The organism is Arthrobacter sp. (assembly GCF_031179985.1).
Classification (GTDB): Bacteria; Actinomycetota; Actinomycetes; order Actinomycetales; family Micrococcaceae; genus Arthrobacter.
The window spans coordinates 1-10,050 of sequence record NZ_JAPSHJ010000059.1 but is presented as its reverse complement, the minus strand read 5'-3'; the positions used below and the strand labels follow the sequence as shown (position 1 = coordinate 10,050).

Annotated in this window: 10 protein-coding genes; 5 read left to right on the top strand and 5 right to left on the bottom strand. The window is 62.0% G+C overall.

Annotated features, from left to right (window positions below; genetic code table 11):
* Nucleotides 1–105: 105 nt before the first annotated feature.
* The 4 genes from RIN13_RS18160 to RIN13_RS18145 all read right to left on the bottom strand — a co-directional run bounded on the left by RIN13_RS18160 (nucleotide 106) and on the right by RIN13_RS18145 (nucleotide 3,669).
* Entirely contained in the window at nucleotides 106–1,110 is a 1,005-nt protein-coding gene (locus RIN13_RS18160; RefSeq protein ID WP_309108720.1) for a hypothetical protein, read from the bottom strand.
* 290 nt (nucleotides 1,111–1,400) lie between these two features.
* Nucleotides 1,401–1,871, bottom strand: coding sequence for a hypothetical protein (locus tag RIN13_RS18155; RefSeq protein WP_309108719.1), 471 nt, complete (start codon nucleotides 1,869–1,871; stop codon nucleotides 1,401–1,403).
* 176 nt (nucleotides 1,872–2,047) lie between these two features.
* Nucleotides 2,048–2,401, bottom strand: a complete 354-nt coding sequence (locus RIN13_RS18150) for a hypothetical protein (RefSeq protein WP_309108718.1) — start codon at nucleotides 2,399–2,401, stop codon at nucleotides 2,048–2,050.
* Between the two features lie 98 nt (nucleotides 2,402–2,499).
* Nucleotides 2,500–3,669 (bottom strand): RtcB family protein, encoded by a 1,170-nt coding sequence (locus tag RIN13_RS18145; protein WP_309108730.1) that lies wholly within the window; start codon nucleotides 3,667–3,669, stop codon nucleotides 2,500–2,502.
* A 47-nt stretch (nucleotides 3,670–3,716) separates the two neighbouring features.
* On the opposite strand from RIN13_RS18145, the gene RIN13_RS18140 reads away from it, so the two are divergent.
* Nucleotides 3,717–4,376: an SDR family oxidoreductase gene (locus tag RIN13_RS18140; RefSeq protein ID WP_309108717.1), complete on the top strand. Its 660-nt coding sequence runs from the start codon at nucleotides 3,717–3,719 to the stop codon at nucleotides 4,374–4,376.
* A gap of 17 nt (nucleotides 4,377–4,393) precedes the next feature.
* Here the strand turns inward: RIN13_RS18140 and RIN13_RS18135 are convergent, their stop codons facing one another.
* On the bottom strand, nucleotides 4,394–5,599 hold the full coding sequence (locus RIN13_RS18135; RefSeq protein ID WP_309108716.1) for an ROK family transcriptional regulator: 1,206 nt from the start codon (nucleotides 5,597–5,599) through the stop codon (nucleotides 4,394–4,396).
* A 180-nt stretch (nucleotides 5,600–5,779) separates the two neighbouring features.
* Here RIN13_RS18135 and RIN13_RS18130 point away from each other — a divergent pair, with 180 nt between their 5' ends.
* The 4 genes from RIN13_RS18130 to RIN13_RS18115 all read left to right on the top strand — a co-directional run.
* Nucleotides 5,780–7,069 (top strand): extracellular solute-binding protein, encoded by a 1,290-nt coding sequence (locus RIN13_RS18130; RefSeq protein ID WP_309108715.1) that lies wholly within the window; start codon nucleotides 5,780–5,782, stop codon nucleotides 7,067–7,069.
* 22 nt (nucleotides 7,070–7,091) lie between these two features.
* Nucleotides 7,092–8,039 (top strand): sugar ABC transporter permease, encoded by a 948-nt coding sequence (locus RIN13_RS18125; protein WP_309108714.1) that lies wholly within the window; start codon nucleotides 7,092–7,094, stop codon nucleotides 8,037–8,039.
* Nucleotides 8,039–8,941: a carbohydrate ABC transporter permease gene (locus tag RIN13_RS18120; protein ID WP_309108713.1), complete on the top strand. Its 903-nt coding sequence runs from the start codon at nucleotides 8,039–8,041 to the stop codon at nucleotides 8,939–8,941. The genes RIN13_RS18125 and RIN13_RS18120 overlap by 1 nt, the downstream gene beginning before the upstream one ends.
* Nucleotides 8,942–8,998: 57 nt before the next feature.
* Nucleotides 8,999–10,050: alpha-amylase family glycosyl hydrolase (locus tag RIN13_RS18115; protein WP_309108712.1), on the top strand; the 1,052-nt coding region annotated here is incomplete at its 3' end.

Below are 10,050 nucleotides of genomic sequence, written 5' to 3'. Positions count from 1 at the left end.
TCGGCATGAAGCGGATGGCAATGCAGCAAGCCATCGACAGCTGGTTTGAGGAATCCGAAGAGGGAGGGAAAGCCACTGTCGTACCTGAGCGGGACCGAATCCAAACTACGGCGCGGATTGGCTACCTGAATCCGTGCCCGACCCCGACGTTGGAACGAAGTTCCACTCGAAGGACCCGTCGTCCCGGAGGGTCATCCGGAGGAACCCGTGAGTGTTGCTGAACCGCTTCACGATGTACGGCGGACTGCTGATGAACGGGCGAAGGGAGATACCTCCGGTTGAAATCTGAAACGCTGTCATCCCGTCGCTGACGCACTGGTCAGCGCTGTTCACCGGGCATGACCGTTCGTAGTTGTGCTGTGAGCCCGACAGGGTCAGGCGGACGCGGTGCTTCCACATCACGTCGATCCACGGCTTGTGGTCAGCGGCCCGCTCATGTTCGTCCGTCTCTGACGTGAAGTACGGTTCGTGATGCACGACTGCCAGGTGCTTACCTGCCGCCTTCGCAGCCGCAAGGTCCTCGTCCAGCCACTTCGTCAACGCCCGGGCCTCCTTGGGGTTGTACCGCCAGTGCGCGGACGACAGGAACGCGAAGTGCCACTTCCCGAAGTCCTTCGAGTACGGTTCCCCGTTCCCGATGAACCCACGCTGCTCGTTGATCGCAGCCTTCGCCGGAGCTCCCGGGCATTGGCCATTCATGAATTTGTCGAGGTCTTCGTTGCGGCCGGGTTTCCAGTCGTGGTTGGGGGCGGACACCCAGTACAACTTGGGCTTGGTGCCACCCCACAGGCGCGTCCAGTAGTCCACATAGCTGGAGCAGTACGCGGTGTCGTATTGGAAGTCCCCGAGCCCCAGGAACGCGTCAATCTCGTTGTTCTGTACGAGCGTGGTGATCGCGGCAGCGTTCAGACCTGACGGGCTATCGGGGGCATAGTTCTTGACCGGGTTCATGTCGCCCACAGCAGCAATCCGGACATCCCCCTCACGGGACGCGGACTCGTCGGGCGGTCCCGGGGGGCTGGTGCAACCCGCCACAGATACCGTCAGGAGGGCTGCGGCGGTTGTGGCAACACTCCGGAAGGATCTGAGACGAGAGCGTGCTGGCTGCATCCGATAACCCTTCGAGAAGCCGGACAGCAGGTCGGCTCCCGGAGGACAGCCAGGCGCACCGGCACCTTTGATGTTTCCTCAGGCCTGGACTGCCTGTCAATGGCTCGCAATCGTGCCTGAGAGGTGGTGCGAACCATGGCATGGGGTGCCGCAAAAAGGTTTGAGGCGGCGGCTCGTCACCCCCGTTTTGACATAACGAGCCGCCTTCCACTGACAGAGACCCCATGACTTAGTTCGTCGGTGGTACCAAGCCCATACCCAGGGCCCGTCCATGTGAAACCCCGCATCCATTAGGTGTTTGCCGGCATCGCCGGGACTGGGTGGAAACCGCTGGTGGGATGGACGATAATTTCGCTCATTTCGTTTGGAACCGGGGGCCCCACCAGCACGAAGTCCTTCATTCCCAGAGGCGGTGCCTCGCCGCTGTGCGCGATGAAAAGGTCATCGAGCCGGGTCCGGGTCTCTGCGGGCGCGTCAGCCGGCAACGCGTCACGAAGTCTGGTGATGTATTCGGACGCGCTTTGATATCTGTATTCAGCCCCTTCCGGGGTGAAAATGCTGACGCTGTCCATGTTGATGGCTACTGATCCATGGCGGTTATCGACGACGGCGGTGAGGTACGTGACCGGAGCTTCCTTCACCAGCCTCCGTAGTTCCTCGATTTCAGGGACCGGCGGAGCGGGGATTTCCATCGTCCCGGTAGCTCCGGTGGCCGCGTTGAACCTGTAATTGCCGGGCCGCAGGATTGTCGATGAGGGCATGGGTGTCTGCGCCGCCGTCGGAGTTTGTGTTGGCTGCGGTCCAGACACTTCGGGAGGGCCTGTATCTGTTTGGAATGGGGCGGGGCCGTCGCAGCCCGCGGCCAGCAGCACGAAGATCAGGCCGGTGAGGGATAGCCATCTCCGCTTCATCACAGTGGCCGGCAGGTCCTTGCGGGCTACTCGGAACTGGCCTTCTGCTCCCGGTCCCGAAGGTTCCGAACAATATCGTCCAGCTTTTCTTTGATGGTCTTCTCCGCGTCTGAGAGGGCCTTTCCGGCACCGCTCAGGGGATCCAGCTGCAGGTACACCTCCTGGCCCACGGGAAGGTCATACTCGTCCTTCAGATGGGTGCCGCCTGACACACCGTCAAGGGACAGGTAGACCTGGACATCAGTCCTGGCAATACCGGCGATCCGCCCGAAAACTACGGTGAAGTCGTTCGACTGGAAGCTGATGGTGTGACCGATGTGGCTGCGGTTCAGCTCACCGGCAGTGATTGCCTTCTCGTTGGGGCTGGCCGAGTAGTTCATGCAGTTCTCCTAAGGTTTTCCCGAGAATCGTCGCAACGTCCTACCGCTGCACACACGTCACGTACCCCAGCGCGCGAGCAGCCAAACAGCACGCCGCGCTAGTCACCCTTGACGTTGATGATCTGGCGCAGCGTTGCCCGGACAGCTACGAGGTCCTTGGCATCCTGCATCACAACATCTATGTCTTTGTAGGCAGCAGGAATTTCGTCGATGAAGGCGTCGGTGTCCCGGTACTCTATGCCCTTCATCGCCTTGCGAAGTTCCTCCCGGGAGAAGGTCTTCCGCGCGGCTGTTCGGGAATACTCGCGTCCTGCTCCGTGCGGGGCTGAATTCAAGGAAGGCGCGAATCCTTTTCCCTCCACGACGTAGGACCTGGTCCCCATGGACCCCGGGATGAGGCCGGGCCTGCCAGGGGATGCGTCAATGGCGCCCTTCCGGGACAGCCACACTTCCTTCCCGAAGTGGCGTTCCCTGGTGGTGTAGTTGTGATGGCAGTTGATGCGCTCCTTCTCCGCCACGGGCTGCCCCATCCACTGGGCCACCGCCCGGACAACCCGGTCCATCATCTCCTCACGGTTCAGCAGTGCGAACTTCTGGGCCCACAACAGTTCGGCAATGTACCGGCTGAATTCCGGCGTGCCCTCCTCCAGATAGGCAAGGTCCCGGTCCGGCACCGTGATGCTTTGCCGGCGGCAGTATTCCTGGGCCACATTGATGTGGTGTTGCGCGATCTTGTTTCCCACACCTCGCGAGCCCGAATGCAGGAACAGCCAAACGTGATCGTCCTGGTCCAAAGAAACTTCGATGAAGTGGTTTCCTGATCCGAGGGTTCCCAGCTGCAGGTCCCAGTTCTCAAGATAGGTGGATGGGTTGAACCCTGCGTTCCGGGCATTGGCCTCAAGGGCCTTGGCCCTTGCCGCGGCACTTTCGGTCAGCCTCCGGTTGTTCTTTCCGGCGGATAACGGGATGGCCTGTTCAATGGCCACCCGCAGCGTCTTACGGTCCTTATGATCCAGGTCTGAGAGGCTGAATTGCGTCCGGACAGCGATCATTCCGCATCCGATGTCGACGCCGACTGCAGCGGGAATGATTGCGCCCACCGTGGGGATGACCGACCCCACGGCGGCGCCTTTCCCAAGGTGTGCGTCAGGCATTGAAGCGAGGTGCGGCCAGATGAACGGCATGGAGGATGTCTTCACATTCTGCTCCAGCGTGCCTTTGTCGATGATGGACGCGAAGTTGATGTACTTCGCGTTGACCTGCTGCATCATGCTCCTTTCCTGGCCCAGGCGGACGCCTGAGGCACAATGAGTGCATGACGCGTATTGCCATCATCGGCGGCCACGGCAAAGTGGCCTTGCAGCTCTCCACCATTCTCTCCGCACAAGGCCAGGGCGTCACGTCCTACGTCCGGAACCCGGACCACCGGGACGATGTCGCCGCCACGGGTGCCACGCCGTCGATCCTGGACGTTGAAAACTCGACGACGGCGGAGCTCGCCGTCGCCCTGCAGAACCACGACGCAGTGATCTGGTCGGCCGGGGCAGGAGGCGGCGACCCCGCGCGCACCTATGCCGTGGACAGGGACGCCGCCATCCGCTCGATCGATGCTGCGGCCGCGGCAGAAGTGGGGCGGTACATCATGGTCTCGTATCTGGGCGCGGGGCCAGGGCACGGCGTACCGAGGGACAACGGCTTTTTCCCTTACGCCGACGCGAAGGCCGCCGCCGATGAATACCTGCGGGGGAGCGGTCTTCAGTGGACCATCCTTGGCCCGGGTACCCTCACCGATGGTGCAGGAAACGGGCTCATCGACGTCAACCCTGCAGACACCTCAGCCGGGACCGCTACCTCCCGGGCGAACGTGGCACTGGTGGCCGCGGCCGTCCTCGGCCTTCCGCAGACTGCGGGACGCACCATCGAATTCCGGGACGGGTCACTGCCCATAGCGGCAGCCCTGCAGGCGGTCTACTGAGCGCTAACAGCCTGTGGTCAGGACGCTGCGGCAGGGTCCAGCTCAAGCCAATTGGCTTCAACGTGGTCCAATGCCCGTCGCACTGCCCCGACGGTGACGATGGCGTCACCCAGCGGCGAGACAGCCAAGCGCGGCGGCGTGGCGGTCAGTCGGGGGAGACGATGGGCCACTGACTCCAGGAGGACCCCGGCCGACTTTGCAACGCCTCCGCCAATCACCACCAGTTCGGGGTTCAGCATGGTGGAGACCGTGGCCACCACCCGCGCCACGCGGTCAGATAGACGGTCAAGGATGGCCAGGGCGACGGCATCGCCTGCCGCAGCAGCCGCAAAAACATCCTCGGCCTCTACCTCAGCGCCCGGCGCCGACGCCCGCAAAGCCGTCTTGGCGGGGCCGGCGAGGGCTTCCGCGGCCCAGAGACGTGCCAGTGTGGCGATACCGAAGGGATCGCCAACGCCTTCCACCAGGTCCAGATACGCCATCTCGCCGAAACCGCCCCGGGATCCACGGAGCAGCCTGCCGTCTTCGATGACTCCTGAGCCAAACCGCTCACTGGCGAGAATCACGACGACGTCGTCCACGCCAACCGCCGAGCCGCGCCAGCATTCGCCCAAGGCCGCAAGATTTGCGTCATTCTCCAGCAGGACGTTCCAGCCGTGCAGGTCCGTCAGGGCCGAGCGAAGCCCGACGTCGAACTTGCCCCAGAAGCTCTGGCTGACCAGGACGTCTCCGTTGCGGTCAACGGGAGCGGCGATGCCAACGCAGACTGACATGACGTCCTGTGGAGACGCTCCCGCGTCCTCCAGCGCGGCAATGGCCGTGCGGTCAATGACCTTGATCCTTTCCGTTGCCGGGATGTCGGCTGACCGGAAGGGCTGGCTCGCGCGGCCCTGCAGGGTGCCGCGGAGATCAGCCACCACCACCGTGGTCTTGGCAACGCCCACATCCACTCCGAGCACGTAGCCCGCGCGCTCGTTGAGTTCGAACCTGCGTGCCGGTCGCCCCTTCTGGTAACCGCCGAAATCGCGCTGGTTCGGAAGTTCCCGCACCCAGCCCCTCTGCTCAAGGTCTTCGCAGACGGCGATCACCGTGGCCCGCGTCAGGCCCGTTCCTTCGATGAGCTCTGTCACGGTGACCGCGTTGGTTGAACGCATCACCAGCAATATGGCCTCGGCGTTCACCCGGCGCAGCAATTGGGGCGTCGCGGCCGTAATTTCAGACATCCTCTTGACCTCCCTGTGGTTCTGCTCACATAATACTTGAGGAACTAAATTTAGAACCTATATAAAGTGTGTTCATTCCCCTTCGGTTCGCAGTGAGCGGACTACCCGGCCCTTTTGCAAAGGAGCAACAGTGAAAATTCCCCAGGACGTCCCCGGCCGCAGCCAGGGCGGACGAGAGCTATGAATGCCGCCTTGCCCACCCGCCGCTGGCTGCTCAAGGCAGCGGGCTTTTCCTGCGCCGCGGCGCTCCTGCCCCTGGCAGGCTGCGCAACATCCTCTCAAGGGCAGGAAGAGGGCGTCACCCAGCTGCGCTTCATGCAGAACAAGCCCGAAGTCGTGGCGTACTTCAACCAGGTCATCAAGGATTTCGAAGCGCTGAATCCGGATATTCACGTGGTTCAGGACTTCAATGAAGGCAACTTTGTGCCCTCGCTGGTCCGCAATAACCCGCCGGATGTCGTGACCCGTGGTTTTGCCCAAGCCACTGCAGACTTCACCCGGAAGGGCGTTTTTGAGGATCTTTCGGGCTTGCCCTCCGCTGGGACCATCAATCCCAAGGTTCAGGCACTGGTGAACTCCTGGGGACAGTACAAGGGCGAAACCAGCGCCATTCCCTTTTCCCTCGCCGGGGCCGGAGTCATCTACAACAGGGAAATCTTCGCTCAATATGGAGTGGCTGTCCCGACGACGTGGGATGAGTTGCTGGCAGCCTGCGAAACCTTCCGCGCGGCCGGAATTGCCCCCGTTTATGGCACGTTCAAAGACACCTGGACACTTCAACAGGGTGCCTTCGACTACGTCACCGGCGGGACGGTAGACGTGGAGGACTTCTTCGCCCGCCTCTATGCCAAGGGCGCCGGCATTCGGGAAGACGCTGCCGAGTCCTTCTCCAGCAACTTCGGACCGGCCCTTCCCAAGATCCTGCAGCTCACCGCGTTCACCCAGACCGGGGCCTCAAGCAAGAACTACGCAGACGGCAATGCAGCCTTCGGCAAAGGACAGGCAGCCATGTACCTCCAGGGGCCTTGGGCGCTGTCCGAACTGGTCAAAGCCAACAAAAGCATCCAGCTGGGTACCTTTCCGCTGCCTGCCACGAACAATCCCGCCGACACCAAAGCCCGCGTCAACGTGGACATGGCCTTGTCCATCACCCGGAACACACCCAACCGGGCTGCTGCGGAAAGGTTCGTGAACTATCTCCTCCAGCCGTCGGTCGTGAACACCTTCAACGAAAAGAACGCCGCCTTCTCACCGCTCGTGGATGCTCCGGCGGTGAGTAACCCGCAGATCAGCGGCCTGGCTCCCTATGTCGCGGAGGGGCGCTACTACCAGGGGGCAGGCACCTACTTCCCGCCGTCGGTCCCGCTGGGAAATTACATCCAATCCTTCGTCTACAACCGCAACGCCAGCCAGTTCCTCAGGGACCTCGACGCCGAATGGCGCCGCGTTGCCGAACGCACCGCCGTCTGACCCCCCCCTTCAGGAGCAAGCAATGACCACAACTTCCCAGGTGGGCAAGGCAACGCCGCCGTCAACCCGCCACACCGCGAGCGCGGGTTCTCCACCGCTCAGGCAGAGCAGGGACAAAATCGATCCCACGTTCTACTGGATGCTCATCCCTGTGCTGGCGCTGTTCGCCTTCTTCATTACCCTTCCTGCACTTGTTGGAGTGTTCTTCAGCCTCACCAACTACGCGGGGTACGGCGACTGGAAATTCATCGGCCTGACCAACTACATCAACATCTTCAAGGACCCGGCGGTTCTGCAGTCCTATCTCTTCACGTTCTTTTTCGCGCTGACCACCACTGTGGTGGTCAACGTTGTTTCCCTGGCGATCGCCCTCGGCCTGAATGCCAGGATCAAATGGCGCACCGGCATCCGCACGGTCTTCTTCATCCCCATGGTGCTTTCGGCCCTCATCGTCTCGTTTGTCTTCAACTACCTGTTCTCCAACACCCTTCCGGTCCTTGCCGAGCGCTTCGGGCTGACACCGCTGGCCAGCAGCATTCTGGCGAACGAGAACCTCGCCTGGATCGCGATCGTGCTCGTGACTGTGTGGCAAGCGGCACCGGGGGCCACCATCATCTATCTGGCGGGCCTGCAAAGTGTTCCGTCCGAGGTTTACGAGGCAGCAGACCTGGATGGGGCAGGGAGTTGGCGGCAGTTCACCCACCTGACGCTGCCGCTGATCCTCGGCTACCTGGTTATTAATGTGATCCTCGGCTTCAAGGGATTCCTTGGCACGTACGAAATCATCGTCGGGCTCACGGGCGGGGGCCCCGGCATGGCAACACAGTCTGTGGCCATGCGGATCTTCTCGGGCTTCACAGGAGGGGACTACTCCTACCAGATGGCCAACGCCGTCATCTACTTCCTCATCACCCTGCTCATCTCCGTCATTCAACTGCGCCTCATCCAGCGCCGGGGGGTTTCACTCTAATGACCGTATCCACGGCAATGCCCGATTCCGCTTCCGCCGCCGACGTCCGGCACCAACTGCCCGTGCGCCGCTCCTCCCGGGAAGGCTTCAAGATCAACTGGTGGCTGACGGCCCTGATGCTTGTTGCCTCTCTGACCATCCTGCTGCCGCTCTACTTCACCGTTGCCATGGCCCTGAAGTCAGCGGATCAGATTGGCACCGGGACCGGCTTGGCCTGGCCCTCACCCATGAACTGGAACAACTTCGCTGAAGCCTATGTGGCCACGAACTTTCCAAAGGCCTTCCTGTCCACGGCGTTTGTTACTGTGTTCAGTGTGCTCGGTGCACTGGCATCCAGTTCGCTGGTCGCTTATGCGATAGTGCGCAACTGGCACCGGAAGTTCTTCCGCGGATCCTTCGTGTATTTGCTTTCGGCCATGTTCATACCGTTTCCCGTCATCATCCTGCCCCTCATCAAGCAGACAGCCCTGCTGGGATTGGACAACCCGGGCGGAGTGATCTTCCTGCACGTCCTGGGCGGCATCTCGTTCAACACCCTGCTGTACATCGCGTTTGTCCGCTCCATCCCGGTCGAACTGGAGGAGTCAGCGCGGATGGACGGGGCCACCACGTGGCAGGTGTTCCGGAAGATCATCTTTCCGCTGTTGGCCCCGATGAACGCCACTGTGGGCATCTTCGCCTTCCTCGGTTCCTGGAATGACTTCCTGCTGCCCCAGATGATGATCGCCGATCCCGCGCTGCAGACGCTCCCCGTGGTGCAGATGCTTTTCCAGGGCGAATTCAATACCGACTACAGCCTCGCCTTCGCGTCCTACCTCATGGCCATGGCGCCCACCCTTGTGGTGTACATCCTGGCTCAACGGTGGGTACTCTCCGGGGTAATGCGCGGAGCGGTCAAGTAGCGCGGTCAAGTCCTCCAATACCAACTCAAAAAATCACACCAAAAAAGGAAAATTGCCTTGTCCACCACTGCCACTCTGGCAACCCTGTCCGATTCTGACCTCGCAGCCGATCCCAACTGGTGGCGCCAGGCCACCGTCTACCAGATCTACCCGCGCAGCTTCTCTGACTCCAACGGGGACGGTCTGGGCGACATCAGGGGCATCACCGCCAAGGTGCCTTACCTGAAACAGCTCGGAATTGACGCCGTCTGGCTGAGCCCGTTCTATCCCTCGGCGCTCGCCGATGGAGGGTACGACGTCGACGATTACCGCGACGTCGACCCGAAGCTGGGCACCCTCGAAGACTTTGCTGAGATGTCAGCGGCCCTGCATGCCGCCGGCATCAAGCTGATCGCTGACATCGTCCCGAATCACTCGTCCAACCGGCACACCTGGTTCCAGGAGGCCCTGGCTTCACCCAAGGGCTCGGCCGCACGGGACCGCTACATTTTCCGCGACGGCAAGGGCCCGGACGGCGAGTTCCCGCCGTCGGACTGGGATTCTGTTTTTGGCGGTCCAGCCTGGGAGCGCATTACCGAACCGGACGGCAGCCCGGGGCAGTGGTACATGCACATCTTCGCCACGGAGCAGCCTGACCTGAACTGGGCCAACCGGGAGGTCCGCGATGACTTCCTTAAGACTCTCCGGTTCTGGTCAGACCGCGGTGTGGACGGGTTCCGGGTGGACGTGGCCCACGCCCTGACCAAGGACCTGACCGAACCGCTGCAGTCCAAGCTGGAAATCGGTACCGAGGACGGCACCCTGGACGGCTCGCACCCGTTCTGGGACCGCGACGAAGTCCACGAGATCTACGCTGAGTGGCGCGAGGTCTTCAACGAGTACAACCCGCCCCGGACCGCCGTCGCGGAGGCATGGGTCCACGCAAGCCGCCGTCCGCGCTATGCCAGCCCGGAGGGCTTGGGCCAGGCCTTCAACTTCGACCTCCTGCAGGCCGATTTCGACGCGCAGGAGTTCCGGGACATCATCACCCGGAACCTCGACGAAGCGGCAGCCACCGGTGCGTCGTCCACCTGGGTTTTCTCCAACCACGACGTCGTCCGGCACGCCAC

What these genes read in the sequence shown, in the direction of transcription:
- RIN13_RS18120 (WP_309108713.1), top strand. Translation starts at nt 8,039, where the DNA reads ATGACCGTATCCACGGCAATGCCCGATTCCGCTTCCGCCGCCGACGTC.
- RIN13_RS18160 (WP_309108720.1), bottom strand. Translation starts at nt 1,110, where the DNA reads ATGCAGCCAGCACGCTCTCGTCTCAGATCCTTCCGGAGTGTTGCCACA.
- RIN13_RS18135 (WP_309108716.1), bottom strand. Translation starts at nt 5,599, where the DNA reads ATGTCTGAAATTACGGCCGCGACGCCCCAATTGCTGCGCCGGGTGAAC.
- RIN13_RS18140 (WP_309108717.1), top strand. Translation starts at nt 3,717, where the DNA reads ATGACGCGTATTGCCATCATCGGCGGCCACGGCAAAGTGGCCTTGCAG.
- RIN13_RS18130 (WP_309108715.1), top strand. Translation starts at nt 5,780, where the DNA reads ATGAATGCCGCCTTGCCCACCCGCCGCTGGCTGCTCAAGGCAGCGGGC.
- RIN13_RS18145 (WP_309108730.1), bottom strand. Translation starts at nt 3,669, where the DNA reads ATGCAGCAGGTCAACGCGAAGTACATCAACTTCGCGTCCATCATCGAC.
- RIN13_RS18125 (WP_309108714.1), top strand. Translation starts at nt 7,092, where the DNA reads ATGACCACAACTTCCCAGGTGGGCAAGGCAACGCCGCCGTCAACCCGC.
- RIN13_RS18155 (WP_309108719.1), bottom strand. Translation starts at nt 1,871, where the DNA reads ATGCCCTCATCGACAATCCTGCGGCCCGGCAATTACAGGTTCAACGCG.
- RIN13_RS18150 (WP_309108718.1), bottom strand. Translation starts at nt 2,401, where the DNA reads ATGAACTACTCGGCCAGCCCCAACGAGAAGGCAATCACTGCCGGTGAG.